Source organism: Pseudomonas sp. H3_A02, assembly GCF_054671965.1.
In genome coordinates this window covers 3,548,272-3,566,947 of the sequence record NZ_CP162807.1, presented here as the reverse complement: position 1 = coordinate 3,566,947, position 18,676 = coordinate 3,548,272, and the positions used below count along the sequence as shown (strand labels likewise).

Sequence of the window (18,676 nt, the reverse complement as noted above, 5' to 3'; positions counted from 1 at the left end):
TTTTTCAACGAACAACAAGCGCTGACAACTCATCACCTGACTCGCGTACATTGAGGAAACACGTAATGGAAAAAAAAGCGCAAGTAACCATACCTGCTCAACGGCACTTCTCTATTGGGAACTGGAGCTTTCTGGAGCTGACAGTTTCCCCAACCCTATATGCTAGAGATCGCGACAACGAACCCTTTGCATATCGCGAAATAAATAAGCTTAGCTCTTCGGGTGGAAGATACTCTACAGATGTTCGCACCAATGACCATGGCCAGAGATACAGCTACGCCACCGCCTCCCATGAATTACTGTTTAAAAGCGCATCTGCCGAATACAGATTCAATGCGAACAAATTCGGAAACCAAGTCACCTACTCAACCAGCTCACCGGGCGCCTCCGTCGAAGCTTTTTATTGGATCTTCGATGATTTTCTACGCGTGATTGAACTTACGATGCGTAAACTAGATGATCCCGTCGACCATAAAATAGATGAGTCCAACAGGGAGTACGAAGTTCAGCTCAACGGTCAGATCATTCAATGTTCTACAGGGGACCCTGTGCATCCCGCTCCTAAAAAAAAGGTGTCACAAATCGTTATCGCAGACACGGATAGATTTTCCTTTTTATCCAATGTAAATCTCTATTTTTCGGGCTGCGATGTATACCAAGAATATCCGCCAGAAAAAATAAAAAAGGTTGACCGACACGGCGAGGGCAATCCCAGCGCGGCCACCGATTACTACCTCACACCGGACAAGGGCTATCCCCCTGGCATCACAATTCTTACTATAAAAGACGGGTTCTCGGAAGCAACGGCTGTCGTCGAGTTCGATCACGACACATTCAATAAACAGGTAACCGTGACCATCAAATCGTTCACCAGCAGACTGTGTGACATCCGAGACTTTTCATACCTCGAACAATACTTTCCCAATGCGATATGTATCGCGCTTTAAGGATCTCCGGATCTTGCACCCGCCTGCGGGACTTGCTCGGGACGGCGAGTGGTCATTCATTATCGACTGACCCACCGCTATCGCGAGCAAGCTCGCTCCCACAATGGCCCAATTCCAATCTGAGAAATAAAGGCCCCCATGAACTGGCAATCCCACATTACCGCCCCCCTCGCTGAGGACCAAGGCCGTTTTCAGATGACGTGGATGCAACGGCAGACGGGTGGCGGCCAACGCATAGCAAGATAGGGGCATTGTTCCTGTGCGCGGCATCAGCTTGACAGAATCAGGAGGCAGCCTAGGCTTGACAGCATCGTTCTAAGTACGCCCTCTTCACTGAAGGCGCATGAAATAGACCATGAAGATTGAAGGCCCCGGCGTGACCCAAACACGCTCCTTTCAGCCTTTTGGGATGCGGGATGTCTCGGCAAGAGAACGAGAGAGCGTCGGATCAGGTGTCATCCTGATTACCTAAAGATGTAGCGACCTCAAGCGGAGCGAAACCGGGTTGCTGAATCCGCTACGTAGCGATAGCAATCCTTGTCCAGGGTTTGAGTTTTTCAGCGAGCAACACATGCTTAAAACTCAGCACCCAGCTCATACACTGAGGGTCCACATTGTGAAGAAGAATGCGCAAATTACTATGACCGCTCAAATGCCTTTCAGCATTGCAAATATCGACAATCAACAGCTGCTAGGCTCTCCCGCCCTATACAAGAGAGAGGGCCAGGGCGAGCCTTTTGAATATCCTAAAATAGATGAATTCACCGATACGTATACCCTTTACTGCTCTACAGATGTTCGCCACAACGACCACGGACAGAGATACAACTACATCACAGCTTCCCAAGAGCTTCTATTTAAAAGCGCACATGCCGAATACAGATTCAATTTGAACAAATTTGGAAACCAGGTCACCTATTCAACCAATTCTCCAGGTGCTAGCGTCACGGCCAATCCTTGGATTTTCGATGACTTCTCCATGAAAATTCAGCTTGAAATGCGTGAGCCAGGTACAAAGGCCGACCGAAAGACAGATAAGACCAATAGGCGACTCGAGGCCCAGACTTACGATCAGGTCCTTCAATATGCTTCAAACGACCCCGTGCATCCTGCTCCGCAAAAAAAGGCCTCACAAGTCGTTATCAAAAACACAGATAAATTCTCGCTGCTATTCAATGTCAACCTCTATTTCTCGGGCTGCGATGTATACCAAGAGTTCCCTCCAGGTGAAATGCACAAAGTTGACAAACGAGCTGGGGCATCTACCGACTGCTACCTCACACCGGAAAAGGGTTATCCACCAGGAGTCACAACCCTGACGATAAAAGATGGATTTTCGGAGGCAACCGCCATCGTCAAATTTGACCACGACGCATCAAAAAAACAGGTCACCATGACAATCGAATCATTTACGAGCAAGCTTTGTGACATCCGAGACTTCTCACTCAGCAACAAACCATTTCCGAATGCGATATGCATTGCTCTTTAAGGATGATCAGAACCCGCACAGGCCTGCGAAGGGCTACTGCAATTTACGTTCAAGACCAGTCTCGCTGAAAAGGAGGACGTAATTGCCTGTAGGGGCCCTTGCTCGGGACGGCGATCCATCGTTCATTTAATATCGACTGATCCACCGCCATCGCGAGCAAGCTCGCTCCCACAGTGGCCCATATTCCAATCTGAAAATAGAGACCCCATGGACTGGCAACCCCACATCACCGTCGCCACCATCGTCGAAGACCACGGCCGCTTCCTGATGGTGGAAGAATCCAAAGGCGGACGCGCGGTGCTCAACCAGCCCGCCGGACACCTGGACCCCAACGAAACGCTGATCGAAGCCGCCGTGCGCGAAACCCTGGAAGAAACCGGCTGGGACGTCGAGCCCACCGGCGTGGTGGGCATTTATCTGTACACCGCCCCCAGCAACGGCGTGACGTACCAGCGGGTCTGTTTCGCCGCCAAGGCCTTGAAACACCACCCTGAGTATCAACTGGACGACGGCATCCTCGGCGCCAGATGGCTGAGCCGCGACGAACTGCTCGAACAGCGCGAGCACTGGCGCAGCGAGCTGATCATCCGCTGCATCGACGATTATCTGGACGGCCACCACCACAGTCTGACGCTGATCCGTCCTTCTCTTTAGCCTTGCGCGCCCGGGCCTGATAGAATCGCGTCCTTTTTCAAGACACTCATTGAATTCCTATGCGTGATCCAGCCCCTTCTGACACACCCAAGAAGCGCGTCATTGTCGGCATGTCCGGCGGCGTGGACTCTTCCGTTTCCGCCCTTCTGCTGATCGAGCAGGGTTATGAGGTGGAAGGCCTGTTCATGAAGAACTGGGAAGAAGACGACGGAACCGAATACTGCACCGCCATGGATGACCTGGCGGACGCCCAGGCCGTGTGCGACAAGATCGGCATCAAGCTGCACACCGCCAACTTCGCCGCCGAGTACTGGGACAACGTGTTCGAGCACTTCCTGGCCGAATACAAGGCCGGGCGCACGCCGAACCCGGACATCCTCTGCAACCGCGAAATCAAGTTCAAGGCGTTCCTCGACTACGCCATGATGCTCGGCGCCGACCTGATCGCCACCGGCCACTACGTGCGCCGTCGCGACATCGACGGCCGCACCGAACTGCTCAAGGGCCTGGACCCAAACAAGGACCAGAGCTACTTCCTGCATGCCGTCGGCGGCGAGCAGATCGCCAAGACACTGTTCCCGGTAGGTGAACTGGAAAAGCCCGAAGTGCGCGCAATTGCGGAGAAACACCAGCTCGCCACCGCCAAAAAGAAGGATTCCACCGGGATCTGCTTCATTGGCGAGCGCCGTTTCAGCGATTTCCTCAAGCAATACCTGCCAGCCCAGCCAGGCGAGATCAAGACCACCGAAGGTGAAGTCATCGGCCGTCACCATGGTCTGATGTACCACACCATCGGCCAGCGCCAGGGCCTGGGCATCGGTGGGCTGAAAGACGCTGGGGAAGAGCCGTGGTACGTGCTGGTCAAGGACCTGGAACACAACGAGCTGATCGTCGGCCAGGGCAACGACCATCCCTGGCTGTTTTCCCGTGCCCTGCTCGCCTCCGACATCTACTGGGTCAACCCGGTCGACCTCAGCGAACCACGCCGCCTGACGGCCAAGGTTCGCTACCGCCAGAGCGACCAGCCCTGCACCCTGGAAAAAACCGCCACAGGCTACCGTGCCACCTTCGACGACCCGCAGCGGGCGGTCACACCCGGCCAGTCGGTGGTGTTCTACGACGGCGACATCTGCCTGGGCGGCGGCGTGATCGAAGTCGCAGAGCCCTGGAGCAGCAAGGCATGAACCCCATCCAGGAACAACTGACGGCATTGGGCGGCGTGTTTCTCGCTGCCGTGCTGGTGGACAGGATCGCCAAGACCGGCCAGGCCACCGAAGCGGGCGTGGCCTGCATGCTCGGCAGCCTGCTGGTTCGCGACCCCAAGGACACCCTGGAAGTCTATGGCGGCGACGACCTGAACCTGCGCGAAGGCTATCGTGCGCTGATCGGCGCCCTGGAGCGCGATCCCAGCGCCTTGCAACGCGAGCCGCTGCGCTATGCCCTGTCGATGCTGGGCCTTGAGCGCCAGTTGGCCAAGCGCGACGACCTGCTGGAGACCATCGGCAAACGCTTGCCGCAGATCCAGTCCCAGGTCGAGCACTTCGGCCCGGCTCACGAAAACGTCGTCGCGGCCTGCGGTTCGCTGTACCAGGACACCCTGAGCACCTTGCGCCAGCGCATCCAGGTGCATGGCGACATGCGCAACCTGCAACAGCCGAGCAATGCCTCGAAGATCCGCGCCCTGCTGCTGGCCGGGATTCGCTCGGCACGGCTGTGGCGGCAGTTGGGTGGCCATCGCTGGCAACTGGTGATCAGCCGACGCAAATTGCTGAAAGAGCTTTACCCGTTGATGCGCAACGAATAAGTCGCCTCAACCCATTTTTTAGCTTGTTACGCGTAACACGCCGGTCAGTTGGCGACGGACCGGCGATTGTTTTCATGTATGATACGCGCCCCATTTCGTTGCCCGACTGTCCGAGAACACCCTATGCAGCTCTCTTCGCTCACTGCGGTTTCCCCTGTTGACGGCCGCTACGCCGGCAAAACCCAGGCCCTGCGCCCGATTTTCAGCGAGTACGGCCTGATCCGTGCCCGCGTCCTGGTTGAAGTGCGCTGGCTCCAGCGCCTGGCCGCCCACCCTGCCATCGGCGAAGTGCCGGCGTTCTCGGCCGAAGCCAACGCGGTGTTGAACGCCCTGGCCGAAAACTTCGTGCTGGAACACGCCGAGCGCGTCAAAGAGATCGAGCGCACCACCAACCACGACGTCAAGGCCATCGAATACCTGCTCAAGGAGCAGGCGGCCAAGCTGCCGGAGCTGGCCAATGTCAGCGAGTTCATCCACTTTGCCTGCACCAGCGAGGACATCAACAACCTGTCCCACGCCCTGATGCTGCGCGAAGGCCGTGATGAAGTGATGCTGCCCCTGATGCGCCAGACCGCCCAGGCCATCCGCGAACTGGCGATCCGCTTCGCCGACGTGCCGATGCTGTCGCGCACCCACGGTCAACCGGCATCGCCGACCACCCTGGGCAAGGAGCTGGCGAACGTGGTCTATCGCCTGGAGCGCCAGATCGCCCAGGTGGCCGCCGTGCCGCTGCTGGGCAAGATCAACGGCGCCGTGGGCAACTACAACGCCCACCTGTCAGCCTACCCGGACATCGACTGGGAAGCCAATGCCCGCGCCTTCATCGAAGACGAGCTGGGCCTGAGCTTCAACCCGTACACCACCCAGATCGAACCGCACGACTACATCGCCGAGCTGTTCGATGCGATCGCCCGTTTCAACACCATCCTGATCGACTTCGACCGTGACATCTGGGGCTACATCTCCCTGGGTTACTTCAAGCAGCGCACCATCGCCGGCGAAATCGGTTCCTCGACCATGCCGCACAAGGTCAACCCGATCGACTTCGAAAACTCCGAAGGCAACCTGGGCATCGCCAACGCGCTGTTCCAGCACCTGGCGAGCAAACTGCCGATCTCCCGCTGGCAGCGTGACCTGACCGACTCCACGGTGCTGCGCAACCTGGGCGTGGGCTTTGCCCATAGCGTCATTGCCTACGAAGCCAGCCTCAAGGGCATCAGCAAGCTGGAACTGAACGAGCAGAAGATCGCCGCCGACCTGGACGCCTGCTGGGAAGTCCTGGCCGAGCCGATCCAGACCGTGATGCGTCGCTACAACATCGAAAACCCGTATGAAAAGCTGAAAGAGCTGACCCGTGGCAAGGGCATCAGCCCTGAAGCGCTGCAGACTTTCATCGATGGCCTGGACATGCCTGCCGAGGCCAAGGCGGAGCTGAAGAAGCTCACGCCGGCCAGCTACATCGGCAACGCGGCGGCACAAGCCAAGCGCATCTGATCCACGGCTTTACCTTTGAGACGCCCGGCCGCGCCGGGCGTTTTTATTCGCGTCTGAAAAGTATATTTTTTCAATAGGTTACACATGAATCCTGATATTCCTCTGCAACTCCTGGGCGGCATCACGGCACGGGAGTTCCTGCGCGACTACTGGCAGAAAAAACCCCTGCTGATCCGTCAGGCGATTCCTGACTTCCAAAGCCCGATCGATGCCGATGAACTGGCTGGCCTGGCCTTGGAAGAAGAAGTCGAATCGCGCCTGGTGATCGAGCACGGCGAGCGTCCCTGGGAACTGCGTCGCGGCCCATTCGCCGAAGACGAATTCAGCAAGTTGCCGGAGCGCGAGTGGACCCTGCTGGTGCAGGCGGTCGACCAGTTCGTGCCGGAAGTCAGCGAACTGCTGGAGAACTTCCGCTTCCTGCCGAGCTGGCGCATCGACGATGTGATGATCAGCTTCGCCGCCCCGGGTGGCAGCGTGGGTCCGCATTTCGATAACTATGACGTGTTCCTGCTGCAGGGCCATGGCCAGCGCAACTGGAAGATCGGCCAGATGTGCGGCTCCGAAAGCCCGCTGCTGCAGCACGCAGACCTGCGCATCCTCGCCGACTTCGAAGCCACCGACGAGTGGGTCCTTGAACCGGGCGACATGCTCTACCTGCCGCCGCGCCTGGCGCACTGCGGCGTGGCCGTGGACGACTGCATGACCTACTCGGTAGGCTTCCGCGCGCCGAGCGCCGCCGAAGTGCTGACCCACTTCACCGACTTCCTCAGCCAGTTCCTGCCGGACGAAGAACGCTACACCGATGCCGACGCGCGCCCGGTGGCCGACCCGCACCAGATCCAGCACGACGCCCTCGACCGCCTCAAGGGCCTGCTGGCCGAGCACATGAGCGACGAACGCCTGCTGCTGACCTGGTTCGGCCAGTTCATGACCGAGCCGCGCTACCCGGAACTGGTGGTGGGCCCGGAACTGGAAGAAGACGACCTGCTGGCCAGCCTGGAACAAGGCGCCGTGATCATCCGCAACCCGAGCGCGCGCCTTGCCTGGTCGGAAGTCGATGATGACCTGCTGCTGTTCGCCAGCGGCCAGAGCCGTTACCTGCCGGGCAAGCTGCGCGAATTGCTGAAGATGATCTGTGCCGCCGACGCCCTGCACATCGAGAACCTTGGCCCGTGGTTGGCCGACGAAGACGGTCGCGGCCTGGTCTGCGAGCTGGTCAAGCAAGGCAGCCTGGGGTTCGCCGATGAATAAAATTCACGTTCGTGTCGCAGACTGGCAAAAGGATAACGCCGAGATCCGGCGCATTCGTGAGACCGTGTTCATCGCCGAGCAGTCCGTTCCGCCCGAGCTGGAATGGGATGCCGATGACCAGAGCGCAGTGCATTTCCTGGCGTTCGAAGGCGATTTTCCCATTGGCACCGCTCGCCTGCTGACTGACGGTCACATCGGCCGAGTCTCGGTCCTCAAGGACTGGCGCGGCCTGAAGGTGGGCGATGCGCTGATGCATGCGGTGATCGCAGAAGCCGAGAAGCGTGGGCTCCAGCAGCAGATGCTCAGCGCCCAGGTGCATGCCACGCCGTTCTATGAGCGGTTGGGGTTTGCGGTGGTCAGCGAGGAGTTCCTGGAAGCCGGAATTCCTCATGTGGACATGGTTCGCCATTCGGCCTGACACCGCAGCGCAGCCATCGCGAGCAAGCTCGCTCCCACAGGGACCTGCGGTGAACAGAGATTTCGTGTACATCACTATTCCAATGTGGGAGCGAGCTTGCTCGCGATGAGGCCCTGAAGAACACCACAAAACGCCCCGCCATCCTCCGATGCCGGGGCGTTTTGCCGTCTACCATTCAACTTGCCCCACCCCAGGCCGACAAACTGGCAATATCAAGCCTTTGTCTCGCGGAGAAATGGACATGTCCTTACGCACCCTGCTGACCACCTTGCTGCTCGGCTGCAGCCTGTCGGTCATGGCGGACACGCAAATCGTGCCGCTGAACTACCGCACCAGCGCCGACCTGTTACCGGTGGCACAGAATTTCATCGGCAAGGACGGCCAGGTCAGCGCCTACGGCAACCAACTGATCGTCAACGCCGAGCCGGGCAAGATCGAAGAACTCCGGCAATTCCTCGCCCAACTGGACACCGCCCCCAAGCGCCTGCTGATCACGGTCGACACCAACGAAAACAACCTGCAGGGCAACCAGGGTTACTCGGTCAACGGTGCAGCCCCCAGCCAGACCCGCATCATCAACCGCAGCACCGCCAGCCGTGACGGCGGCGTGCAGCAGGTGCAGGCCAGCGAGGGCCAGCCAGCGCTGATCCAGGTGGGCCAGAGCGTGCCGTTCACCAGCAACCAGACCGACAACTACGGGCGCATGCAAAGCCAGACCGAATACCGCAACGTCACCCAAGGTTTCTATGTCACGGCCAGCGTCACCGGCGAGACCGTTCATCTGAGCATCAGTACCAACCGTGACCGTATGAGCCAGGAACGTCCCGATGTAGTGAACGTTCAGAGTACCGACACAACTGTCAGCGGACGCCTGGGCGAATGGATCACCCTGGCCGGCGTGAATCGCCAGACTCAGGCCGACAAACAAGGCCTGACCCGCAGCTACTCGACCCAGGGCCGCGATGACATGATTTTGCGGGTCAAGGTCGACACCCTGAACTGAAGCACCAAAAACTGACTGATGAGTCGTATTAGACCAAAGATGTAGTGCTATAAAAAAAGCACTACAAAACGTTTGACGAGCCAAAAAACCGAAGGCATGATGGCCTCGCTCCCGCTAATCAGGGGCCCTGGCAAGGGCCTTCGGGTCGACGCTTGCAACTACCCTGCGAGCCGATTCGTGTCTGTACCGCCCACAAGGTGTGTTTGACGAGGTTGCGACTGGAACGAAGTTGTCCCGAGGGACGGAAGCGTAACTAGGTAACCCGGCATCACTCTGAGTTCGTATCAAGGCCCACGACGCCCGAATGCGCCCGCAGTTCGCCCCTACCTGCTCACTTTCCCCTCGAGCCCATCGTTCTTCCCGTCGCCGCCCCGCCTGAACCGACTTGTACGCCAACCCCTGGTCGGCAGGAGCAGGAATTTTCCACCAAGACCTATGCGACGAGGTTTATCTCCATGGCACTGACACGCGAACAGCAAATTGCAGCCCTTGAAAAAGACTGGGCTGAAAACCCGCGCTGGAAAGGCGTGAAGCGCAATTATTCCGCTGCTGACGTCGTCCGTCTGCGTGGCTCGGTTCAACCTGAGCACACCTTTGCGAAAATGGGCGCCGAGAAGCTGTGGAACCTGGTCACCCAGGGCGCCAAGCCAGCCTTCCGTCCCGAGAAAGATTTCGTCAACTGCATGGGCGCCCTGACCGGCGGCCAGGCTGTGCAGCAAGTCAAGGCCGGCATCCAGGCGATCTACCTGTCGGGCTGGCAAGTGGCCGCGGACAACAACTCCGCCGAATCGATGTACCCCGACCAGTCGCTGTACCCAGTGGATTCGGTTCCAACCGTGGTCAAGCGCATCAACAACTCGTTCCGTCGTGCCGACCAGATCCAGTGGAAAGCCGGCAAGAACCCGGGCGACGAAGGCTACATCGACTACTTCGCGCCGATCGTGGCTGACGCCGAAGCCGGTTTCGGCGGCGTCCTGAACGCCTACGAGCTGATGAAGAGCATGATCGAAGCAGGCGCCGCCGGCGTTCACTTCGAAGACCAACTGGCTTCGGTGAAGAAATGCGGCCACATGGGCGGTAAGGTACTGGTTCCGACCCAGGAAGCCGTACAGAAGCTGACCGCTGCCCGCCTGGCCGCCGACGTTGCCGGTGTACCGACCATCATCCTGGCCCGTACCGACGCCAACGCCGCCGACCTGCTGACTTCCGACTGCGACCCGTACGACCAGCCGTTCGTGACCGGTACCCGCACCCAGGAAGGCTTCTACAAGGTGCGCGCCGGTCTCGACCAGGCCATCGCCCGTGGCCTGGCCTACGCGCCGTACGCCGACCTGATCTGGTGCGAAACCGCCAAGCCGGACCTGGACGAAGCCCGTCGCTTCGCCGAAGCGATCAAAAAGGAATACCCGGACCAACTGCTGTCGTACAACTGCTCGCCTTCCTTCAACTGGAAGAAAAACCTGGACGACGCGACCATCGCCAAGTTCCAGCGCGAACTGTCCGCCATGGGCTACAAGCACCAGTTCATCACCCTGGCCGGCATTCACAATATGTGGCACAGCATGTTCAACCTGGCGCACGACTACGCCCGCAACGACATGACCGCCTACGTGAAACTGCAAGAGCAGGAGTTCGCTGACGCCGCCAAGGGCTACACCTTCGTGGCTCACCAGCAGGAAGTGGGCACCGGCTACTTCGACGACATGACCACCGTGATCCAGGGTGGCACTTCGTCGGTGACCGCACTGACCGGCTCCACCGAAGAAGAACAGTTCCACTGATCCTTGAGGTAAACGGCCCTTGCGGACCGAATAAAAGCTAACCGCAAAGCCGACGATCTGACGCCCCGACTGGTTCGGGGCTTTTTTTTGCCGGCTTTACCCGGTTCGCTTTTTACACCTTGAAATGACTGACCAACTGCTGCAACTGGTTGCCCAGGCGCGCCAGCTCGATGCTGGAGGCTGCGGTTTCTTCGCTGGCTGAGGCGGTCTGCTCGGATACATCGCGCACGCTCAGGATACTGCGGCTGATTTCCTCGGCCACCGAGCTTTGTTGCACCGCGGCGGCGGCAATCTGTTGGTTCATGGCCTGAATGCCAGAAACCGCCTGGGTGATGCTACCCAGAGATGTGCCGGCTTTGGATGCCAACGCCACGCTGCTGTCGGTCAGCTCGCGGCTATTTTGCATGATAGTCGATACCTGGCGCGTGCCGTTCTGCAAGCCCGCCACCAGGCTTTCAATCTCTTCGGTGGAATGCTGGGTACGCTGGGCCAACCCGCGTACTTCGTCGGCGACCACGGCAAAACCGCGCCCGGCGTCACCCGCGCGAGCGGCCTCAATGGCGGCGTTAAGGGCCAGCAAGTTGGTCTGCTCAGCCACCGCCCTGATCACGTCCATGATCTTGCCGATGCGCCCGCTTTCTTGTTCCAGCTCGTTCATGGCCTCGACCGAGCGCCCGACCTCGCTGGCCAAGCGCTCAATCTGAACGATGGCTTGCGCGACCACTTGGTCGCCAATACGGGCCTGTGCATCGGCCTCCGATGCGGCTGCGCGAGCTTGTTCGGCATTACGCGCGACTTCATGCACGGTGACCGACATTTCGTGCATGGCAGTCGCCACCTGATCGGTCTCGGTCTTCTGACTATTGACCCCGGCACTGGTCTGCTCAGTGACAGCCGATAGCTCTTCGGCGGCACTGGCGATTTGGGTGACGCCATCGCGGATGCCACCGATCAGATCGCGCAAGGTGATGCCCATGCGTTGAATACCCTGCTGCAAGGCACCCAGCTCATCACGACGGGTCACGATCATGTGTTGCGTGAGGTCGCCTGCTGCAATGCGATCGACCACAGCCAATGTGTCCTGCAACGGCCGTGTAATCTGGCGGGTGATGATCAAGGCGGCAAAAATCCCCAACAACATCGCCAAGGCCGTACAACTCAGCTGCAGGATGCGAGCCTGGGCGCTGTCTTCATCCCGGGAGACCAGTTGGCTGGCATACATTTCGTCAGACAGACGAGTGATGGTTTCACCTAAATCGACAGTGTCCTGCACGGCCTTGCCAATGGCCTGATTGCTGGCAGTGAAGTCCTGCACCGAACGGCGGTAAGCAATCAGCGCGGTTTCCAGCTGCTGGATGGTGTCGGCATAGGTCGAGCCGAAAGCGCTGTTGAGGGCTTCGATGCTCTTGAGCGCATTTTCGAGCTGGCGGGTGGCGGCTTGTTCGGTGGTGCTGTTGGGGTTGCCGGTATAGCCACGCACTTCATAACGCACCAGCGCCACGTCCTCTTTGGCCTTGAGGATTAGCTTATAAAGGTCAAAGCGGCGCTCATCCGAAGCGGGCATCGCTTCTACGTCACTGATGACCTTGGCAATCAGCGCAGCGCCCTTGACCGCATTGACGCCCATCTCCTTGCGCATGGCTGCGTCATTGCGATAAGCCTCGCGCATCGTATTCAGTGCCACTTGATACTGCGTGCTGGCCTGCTCGATCAGCGCAAGTTTTTTCTGGTTTTCAGGTTTTCTCAACTCGTTCGCGAGGCTTTTTTGCTTGGCGACAAACTGCTCCAGCGACGCCTGGATCATTGCCCCCTTTTGTTCATCGCCCCTGTCCAGCTGGTATTGCAAGCGAGCCCTGCGCAAGTGATCGAGACGGTTGCCGAGTTCGGTAATGCTGGTCATTCGATCCGTACGCTCGATCATTTTTCCCAGGCTGAACCAGCCGGTCGCGGCGAGGATAGCGGTCAGAATCAGCACAACGGCAAAACCCAAAGCCAGCTTGAGCATAACGCTCATATTCGCGATCCAAGAGTTCATGACATTCCTTTGGTTATCAGCCGCGAACGATGAAAACTGACGCGGTTTATCTGAGAAGGGGCGAGAATCCAATCAATATTGATATATATGATTAGATGAATGAGCCGCAAAGATAGCTATTTGCCATCAATCCTTCAAGGCTTTAAGCCTGGCCTCGTGCCGATTTTTGCTCGCAAGGCGGGTGTCGCCTAAACGCGAATCCCTTGGCCACAGGTTCTGGGTTGACTTGACCGTTCGACATTGAGCTGACGACCCTTGGTTTTTTCACCCGTTTTTTTTGAAGCGACCTACTCTGTAAGAGCAAGGCTGCACCTGTGGGAGCCAGGCCTGGCCGCGATGAACGATAAGGCAGTCTGCCTCGGGACCGCTTTGCCGGCATCGCGAGCAAGCTTGGTTCCCACAGGAGCAGCCCTCATGCCAATCCAACCTTCATCAAGACCTTCCCCAAAACTTCGGCGCATGGATAGAAAAATTGATCGAACGCAGTATTGGGCAGTCCGAAAAGGAGTAAAACGTGCGGCGCTGACAATTGCAGTAGCGACGATGTAAGACAGCCCCTAAGACACAACACTAAGTGCAGCGCGGAAAAGCCGCCGCAGATAACAATAATTATCATTTGGAAGCCATTATCATTGTTACATCCGCACGAAATATTATTGATCAATAGCCGGCCAACGCCCACGGGGCCGGGGCCGCAGGGGCCTGGGGGAGCGCTATGTCCTTATTCCAATAAATAATTTCGCTATAGGAATTTTACTTGCCCGGTGTTTAGCCATAAAATCACCGCGATTGATTGCTGCGACATATCGTCACTGCGTTATTTCATTCAAGCTCAGAGACCTTTGCTCTCTGTTAAGGATTTCCAGCATGTCCGAAGCGACAGGACTCATGGCCCACAATTGGGGCTTTGCCATTTTCCTTCTGGGCGTTGTTGGCCTGTGTGCTTTCATGCTCGGCGTTTCGAGCCTGCTTGGGTCAAAAGCCTGGGGCCGCAGCAAAAATGAACCGTTCGAGTCCGGCATGCTGCCTACCGGTGGCGCCCGCTTGCGGCTCTCAGCCAAATTCTATCTGGTCGCGATGCTGTTCGTGATCTTCGATATCGAAGCCCTCTTTCTCTTTGCATGGTCTGTGTCCGTCCGCGAAAGCGGCTGGACCGGATTCGTCGAAGCTCTCGTTTTCATAGCAATTCTGTTGGCAGGTCTTGTCTACCTTTACCGGGTGGGGGCACTTGATTGGGCTCCGGAAGCTCGGCGCAAGCGGCAAGCGAAGCTGAAACAATGAGGCTTTGGCAATGCAATACAATCTCACCAGGATCGACCCCGATGCTCCTAACGAGCAGTATCCGATTGGCGAACGGGAAACCGTCGCCGATCCGTTAGAAGATCAAGTCCACAAAAACATCTTCATGGGCAAGCTCGAAGACGTGCTGAACAGCACGGTCAACTGGGGTCGCAAGAACTCCCTGTGGCCGTACAACTTCGGCCTTTCGTGCTGCTACGTGGAAATGACCACCGCCTTCACGGCGCCCCACGACATCGCGCGCTTTGGCGCCGAGGTGATCCGGGCTTCGCCGCGCCAGGCGGATTTCATGGTTATCGCCGGTACCTGCTTCATCAAGATGGCGCCGATCATCCAGCGTCTCTACGAGCAAATGCTCGAGCCCAAGTGGGTCATCTCCATGGGGTCGTGCGCCAACTCCGGTGGCATGTACGACATCTACTCTGTCGTTCAAGGGGTGGACAAGTTCCTGCCCGTGGACGTCTACGTGCCCGGCTGCCCCCCTCGCCCTGAAGCGTTCCTGCAAGGCTTGATGCTGTTGCAGGAGTCGATTGGCCAGGAGCGTCGCCCTCTGTCCTGGGTCGTTGGCGATCAAGGCGTCTATCGCGCCGAGATGCCCTCGCAAAAGGAACAGCGCCGCGAACAGCGTATCGCAGTCACCAACCTGCGCAGCCCCGACGAAGTCTGATCCAGCTCTGCTTCTGTACAAGAAACGAGAACCTGGCTTCATTCTTTACGTTGACCGAAAGCGATAAATAACCATGACTACAGGCAGTGCTCTGTACATCCCGCCTTACAAGGCAGACGACCAGGATGTGGTCGTCGAACTGAACAACCGTTTTGGCCCCGAGGCGTTCACCGCCCAGCCGACCCGTACCGGCATGCCGGTGCTTTGGGTCGCCCGCGCCAAACTCGTCGAAGTCTTGACTTTCCTGCGCAACCTGCCCAAGCCGTACGTCATGCTCTATGACCTGCACGGCGTGGACGAGCGCCTGCGCACCAAGCGTCAAGGGCTGCCCGACGGCGTCGACTTCACCGTGTTCTATCACCTGATGTCGATCGAACGTAATAGTGACGTGATGATCAAGGTCGCCTTGTCCGAGAGCGACCTCAGCGTACCGACCGTGACCGGCATCTGGCCGAACGCCAACTGGTACGAGCGTGAAGTGTGGGACATGTACGGGATCGACTTTCCCGGCCACCCGCACCTGACCCGCATCATGATGCCGCCGACCTGGGAAGGTCACCCGCTGCGCAAGGACTTCCCGGCCCGTGCCACCGAGTTCGACCCGTTCAGCCTGTCCCTGGCCAAGCAACAACTCGAGGAAGAAGCCGCGCGCTTCAAGCCTGAAGACTGGGGCATGAAGCGCTCGGGCGCCAACGAGGACTACATGTTCCTCAACCTGGGCCCGAACCACCCTTCGGCCCACGGTGCGTTCCGCATCATCCTGCAGCTGGACGGCGAAGAGATCGTCGACTGCGTCCCGGACATCGGCTACCACCACCGTGGCGCCGAGAAAATGGCCGAGCGCCAGTCCTGGCACAGCTTCATCCCGTACACCGACCGTATCGACTACCTCGGCGGCGTGATGAACAACCTGCCGTACGTGCTGTCGGTGGAGAAACTGGCCGGGATCAAGGTCCCGGAGAAGGTCGACGTCATCCGCATCATGATGGCCGAGTTCTTCCGTATCACCAGCCACCTGCTGTTCCTGGGTACCTACATCCAGGACGTCGGCGCCATGACCCCGGTGTTCTTCACCTTCACCGACCGTCAGAAGGCCTACACGGTGATCGAAGCCATCACCGGTTTCCGCCTGCACCCGGCCTGGTACCGTATCGGTGGCGTGGCCCACGACCTGCCGCGCGGCTGGGAAAAGCTGGTCAAGGACTTCGTCGAGTGGATGCCCAAGCGCCTGGACGAATACACCAAGGCCGCCCTGCAGAACAGCATCCTCAAGGGTCGTACCATCGGGGTCGCCGCCTACAACACCAAGGAAGCCCTGGAATGGGGCGTCACCGGTGCCGGCCTGCGCTCCACCGGTTGCGACTTCGACCTGCGCAAGGCGCGTCCTTACTCCGGCTACGAGAACTTCGAATTCGAAGTACCACTGGCCGCCAACGGTGACGCCTACGACCGCTGCATGGTTCGCGTCGAGGAAATGCGCCAGAGCATCAAGATCATCGACCAGTGCATGCGCAACATGCCGGAAGGCCCGTACAAGGCGGATCACCCGCTGACCACGCCGCCGCCCAAAGAGCGCACGCTGCAGCACATCGAGACCCTGATCACGCACTTCCTGCAGGTTTCGTGGGGCCCGGTCATGCCGGCCAACGAGTCCTTCCAGATGATCGAAGCGACCAAGGGCATCAACAGTTATTACCTGACGAGCGATGGCGGCACCATGAGCTACCGCACCCGGATTCGCACCCCAAGCTACCCGCACCTGCAGCAGATCCCTTCCGTGATCAAAGGCAGCATGGTCGCGGACTTGATCGCGTACCTGGGTAGTATCGATTTCGTTATGGCCGACGTGGACCGCTAAGCATGAACAGCACGCTTATCCAGACTGACCGTTTCGCCCTGAGCGAAACCGAGCGCTCGGCCATCGAGCACGAGCTGCATCACTACGAAGACCCGCGCGCGGCGTCGATCGAAGCCCTGAAGATCGTCCAGAAGGAACGTGGCTGGGTGCCCGACGGCGCGCTCTACGCCATCGGCGAGATCCTCGGCATCCCGGCCAGCGACGTCGAAGGCGTCGCCACTTTCTACAGCCAGATTTTCCGCCAGCCAGTAGGCCGTCACATCATTCGTGTCTGCGACAGCATGGTCTGCTACATCGGCGGCCACGAATCTGTCGTCAGCGAGATCCAAGGCAAGCTGGGCATCGGCCTGGGCCAAACCACCGCCGACGGCCGCTTCACCCTGCTGCCGGTGTGCTGCCTGGGCAACTGCGACAAGGCACCGGCGCTGATGATCGACGACGACACCTTCGGTGACGTCCAGCCTGACGGCGTCGCCAAACTGCTGGAGGGCTACGTATGACCCTGACTTCCTTCGGGCCCGCCAACCGCATCCAGCGTTCGGCCGAAACCCACCCCCTGACCTGGCGTCTGCGTGACGACGGCGAAGCGGTGTGGCTGGACGAGTACCAGGCCAAGAACGGCTACGCCGCCGCGCGCAAGGCCTTCGCCGACATGGCCGGCGACGACATCGTCCAGACCGTGAAAGACTCCGGTCTCAAGGGTCGCGGCGGTGCGGGCTTCCCCACCGGCGTGAAGTGGGGCCTGATGCCCAAGGACGAATCCATCAACATCCGCTACCTGCTGTGCAACGCGGATGAAATGGAACCCAACACCTGGAAGGACCGCATGCTGATGGAGCAACTGCCCCATCTGCTGATCGAAGGCATGCTGATCAGCGCCCGTGCGCTGAAGACCTACCGTGGCTACATCTTCCTGCGCGGCGAATACACCACCGCCGCCAAGCACCTGAACCGTGCCGTGGAAGAAGCCAAGGCCGCCGGCCTGTTGGGCAAGAACATCCTGGGCTCCGGTTTTGATTTCGAGCTGTTCGTCCACACCGGCGCCGGGCGCTACATCTGCGGTGAAGAAACCGCGCTGATCAACTCCCTCGAAGGCCGACGCGCCAACCCACGTTCCAAGCCGCCCTTCCCTGCCGCCGTCGGCGTGTGGGGCAAACCGACCTGCGTGAACAACGTCGAGACCCTGTGCAACGTACCGGCGATCATCGCCGACGGCGTGGACTGGTACAAATCCCTGGCCCGCGACGGCAGCGAAGATATGGGCACCAAGCTCATGGGCTTCTCCGGCAAGGTCAAGAATCCCGGCCTGTGGGAACTGCCATTCGGCGTCACTGGCCGCGAACTGTTCGAAGACTACGCCGGCGGCATGCGCGACGGCTACAAACTCAAGTGCTGGCAGCCCGGCGGCGCCGGTACCGGTTTCCTGTTGCCGGAACACCTGGACGCCCAAATGTACGCCGGCGGCATCGCCAAGGTCGGCACCCGCATGGGCACCGGCCTGGCCATGGCGGTAGACGACAGCGTCAACATGGTCTCGTTGCTGCGCAACATGGAAGAGTTCTTCTCCCGTGAGTCGTGCGGCTTCTGCACCCCTTGCCGCGATGGCCTGCCGTGGAGCGTCAAGCTGCTGCGAGCCATTGAAAACGGCGAAGGCCAGGCCGGCGACATTGAGACCCTGCTGGGTCTGGTGGGTTTCCTCGGCCCAGGCAAGACCTTCTGTGCTCACGCACCGGGTGCCGTGGAGCCGTTGGGCAGCGCGATCAAATACTTCCGCCCTGAATTCGAGGCCGGCATCGCGCCAACCCGCGCGGGCGACCTCAATCAGGTGGTCACGCCGACCATGGTCGGCGCGTAATGACGCTTTAAAAGGCGAAGGGTCCGTGCCCTTCGCCTTTCGTCCGATGACGCCTTTTACCCAGGCTGTTTGGATTCGGACGAACAACAAGATTCCATTAGCCACGCCCGCTGACACCGGG

16 protein-coding genes and 1 pseudogene are annotated in these 18,676 nt (G+C 59.1%); 15 read left to right on the top strand and 2 right to left on the bottom strand.

All coding sequences use genetic code 11. The annotated features are described in order from the left end of the window. Positions 1–65 precede the first annotated feature (65 nt). The 10 genes from AB4N80_RS15850 to aceA all read left to right on the top strand — a co-directional run bounded on the left by AB4N80_RS15850 (position 66) and on the right by aceA (position 10,841). Positions 66–947 carry a hypothetical protein gene (locus tag AB4N80_RS15850; RefSeq protein ID WP_354338271.1) on the top strand — a complete coding sequence of 294 codons (882 nt, stop codon included), beginning with the start codon at positions 66–68 and terminating at the stop codon, positions 945–947. A gap of 571 nt (positions 948–1,518) precedes the next feature. Further along, on the top strand, positions 1,519–2,436 hold the full coding sequence (locus AB4N80_RS15845; RefSeq protein ID WP_122568508.1) for a hypothetical protein: 918 nt from the start codon (positions 1,519–1,521) through the stop codon (positions 2,434–2,436). Between the two features lie 207 nt (positions 2,437–2,643). Next, positions 2,644–3,090, top strand: coding sequence for an NUDIX hydrolase (locus tag AB4N80_RS15840; RefSeq protein WP_122568507.1), 447 nt, complete (start codon positions 2,644–2,646; stop codon positions 3,088–3,090). A 59-nt stretch (positions 3,091–3,149) separates the two neighbouring features. Further along, positions 3,150–4,274, top strand: a complete 1,125-nt coding sequence (gene mnmA / locus AB4N80_RS15835) for a tRNA 2-thiouridine(34) synthase MnmA (protein ID WP_305481835.1) — start codon at positions 3,150–3,152, stop codon at positions 4,272–4,274. Continuing rightward, positions 4,271–4,894, top strand: coding sequence for a high frequency lysogenization protein HflD (hflD, locus tag AB4N80_RS15830; RefSeq protein ID WP_060741554.1), 624 nt, complete (start codon positions 4,271–4,273; stop codon positions 4,892–4,894). The genes mnmA and hflD overlap by 4 nt, the downstream gene beginning before the upstream one ends. Before the next feature lie 123 nt (positions 4,895–5,017). After that, positions 5,018–6,388, top strand: a complete 1,371-nt coding sequence (purB, locus tag AB4N80_RS15825) for an adenylosuccinate lyase (protein ID WP_053123194.1) — start codon at positions 5,018–5,020, stop codon at positions 6,386–6,388. Between the two features lie 84 nt (positions 6,389–6,472). After that, a complete protein-coding gene (locus tag AB4N80_RS15820) occupies positions 6,473–7,639 on the top strand; it encodes a ribosomal protein uL16 3-hydroxylase (RefSeq protein WP_460082903.1) in 1,167 nt (388 codons plus the stop codon). Continuing rightward, positions 7,632–8,057, top strand: coding sequence for a GNAT family N-acetyltransferase (locus AB4N80_RS15815; protein ID WP_018609216.1), 426 nt, complete (start codon positions 7,632–7,634; stop codon positions 8,055–8,057). The genes AB4N80_RS15820 and AB4N80_RS15815 overlap by 8 nt, the downstream gene beginning before the upstream one ends. Before the next feature lie 241 nt (positions 8,058–8,298). After that, positions 8,299–9,060 (top strand): secretin N-terminal domain-containing protein, encoded by a 762-nt coding sequence (locus AB4N80_RS15810; RefSeq protein ID WP_305467624.1) that lies wholly within the window; start codon positions 8,299–8,301, stop codon positions 9,058–9,060. A gap of 455 nt (positions 9,061–9,515) precedes the next feature. Next, positions 9,516–10,841, top strand: a complete 1,326-nt coding sequence (aceA, locus tag AB4N80_RS15805; protein ID WP_014337679.1) for an isocitrate lyase — start codon at positions 9,516–9,518, stop codon at positions 10,839–10,841. Positions 10,842–10,953: 112 nt separating this feature from the next. On the opposite strand, the gene AB4N80_RS15800 is transcribed toward aceA, so the two are convergent. Together AB4N80_RS15800 and AB4N80_RS15795 are read right to left on the bottom strand one after the other, a co-directional pair. Beyond that, on the bottom strand, positions 10,954–11,658 hold the full coding sequence (locus AB4N80_RS15800; protein WP_436278763.1) for a methyl-accepting chemotaxis protein: 705 nt from the start codon (positions 11,656–11,658) through the stop codon (positions 10,954–10,956). Between the two features lie 201 nt (positions 11,659–11,859). Beyond that, positions 11,860–12,741, bottom strand: a pseudogene (locus tag AB4N80_RS15795) (methyl-accepting chemotaxis protein); the annotation flags it as partial. Between the two features lie 1,002 nt (positions 12,742–13,743). On the opposite strand from AB4N80_RS15795, the gene AB4N80_RS15790 reads away from it, so the two are divergent. From AB4N80_RS15790 to nuoF, 5 genes are all read left to right on the top strand, one after another. Further along, complete coding sequence (locus AB4N80_RS15790; protein ID WP_003203367.1) at positions 13,744–14,157, top strand: NADH-quinone oxidoreductase subunit A; 414 nt, start codon at positions 13,744–13,746, stop codon at positions 14,155–14,157. A 10-nt stretch (positions 14,158–14,167) separates the two neighbouring features. Then, positions 14,168–14,842, top strand: coding sequence for a NuoB/complex I 20 kDa subunit family protein (locus AB4N80_RS15785; RefSeq protein ID WP_003180065.1), 675 nt, complete (start codon positions 14,168–14,170; stop codon positions 14,840–14,842). A 73-nt stretch (positions 14,843–14,915) separates the two neighbouring features. Next, positions 14,916–16,700, top strand: a complete 1,785-nt coding sequence (nuoC, locus tag AB4N80_RS15780) for an NADH-quinone oxidoreductase subunit C/D (protein WP_057450016.1) — start codon at positions 14,916–14,918, stop codon at positions 16,698–16,700. Positions 16,701–16,702: 2 nt separating this feature from the next. After that, positions 16,703–17,200 carry an NADH-quinone oxidoreductase subunit NuoE gene (nuoE, locus tag AB4N80_RS15775; RefSeq protein WP_018609201.1) on the top strand — a complete coding sequence of 166 codons (498 nt, stop codon included), beginning with the start codon at positions 16,703–16,705 and terminating at the stop codon, positions 17,198–17,200. Continuing rightward, positions 17,197–18,555 (top strand): NADH-quinone oxidoreductase subunit NuoF, encoded by a 1,359-nt coding sequence (nuoF, locus tag AB4N80_RS15770; protein ID WP_122568502.1) that lies wholly within the window; start codon positions 17,197–17,199, stop codon positions 18,553–18,555. Before nuoE ends, nuoF begins: the two co-directional genes overlap by 4 nt. The last annotated feature ends 121 nt before the right edge of the window (positions 18,556–18,676 follow it).

Coding starts and splice junctions, on each gene's coding strand:
- AB4N80_RS15850 (WP_354338271.1), top strand. CDS start 66: ATGGAAAAAAAAGCGCAAGTAACCATACCTGCTCAACGGCACTTCTCT.
- AB4N80_RS15845 (WP_122568508.1), top strand. CDS start 1,519: ATGCTTAAAACTCAGCACCCAGCTCATACACTGAGGGTCCACATTGTG.
- AB4N80_RS15840 (WP_122568507.1), top strand. CDS start 2,644: ATGGACTGGCAACCCCACATCACCGTCGCCACCATCGTCGAAGACCAC.
- mnmA (WP_305481835.1), top strand. CDS start 3,150: ATGCGTGATCCAGCCCCTTCTGACACACCCAAGAAGCGCGTCATTGTC.
- hflD (WP_060741554.1), top strand. CDS start 4,271: ATGAACCCCATCCAGGAACAACTGACGGCATTGGGCGGCGTGTTTCTC.
- purB (WP_053123194.1), top strand. CDS start 5,018: ATGCAGCTCTCTTCGCTCACTGCGGTTTCCCCTGTTGACGGCCGCTAC.
- AB4N80_RS15820 (WP_460082903.1), top strand. CDS start 6,473: ATGAATCCTGATATTCCTCTGCAACTCCTGGGCGGCATCACGGCACGG.
- AB4N80_RS15815 (WP_018609216.1), top strand. CDS start 7,632: ATGAATAAAATTCACGTTCGTGTCGCAGACTGGCAAAAGGATAACGCC.
- AB4N80_RS15810 (WP_305467624.1), top strand. CDS start 8,299: ATGTCCTTACGCACCCTGCTGACCACCTTGCTGCTCGGCTGCAGCCTG.
- aceA (WP_014337679.1), top strand. CDS start 9,516: ATGGCACTGACACGCGAACAGCAAATTGCAGCCCTTGAAAAAGACTGG.
- AB4N80_RS15800 (WP_436278763.1), bottom strand. CDS start 11,658: ATGTCGGTCACCGTGCATGAAGTCGCGCGTAATGCCGAACAAGCTCGC.
- AB4N80_RS15790 (WP_003203367.1), top strand. CDS start 13,744: ATGTCCGAAGCGACAGGACTCATGGCCCACAATTGGGGCTTTGCCATT.
- AB4N80_RS15785 (WP_003180065.1), top strand. CDS start 14,168: ATGCAATACAATCTCACCAGGATCGACCCCGATGCTCCTAACGAGCAG.
- nuoC (WP_057450016.1), top strand. CDS start 14,916: ATGACTACAGGCAGTGCTCTGTACATCCCGCCTTACAAGGCAGACGAC.
- nuoE (WP_018609201.1), top strand. CDS start 16,703: ATGAACAGCACGCTTATCCAGACTGACCGTTTCGCCCTGAGCGAAACC.
- nuoF (WP_122568502.1), top strand. CDS start 17,197: ATGACCCTGACTTCCTTCGGGCCCGCCAACCGCATCCAGCGTTCGGCC.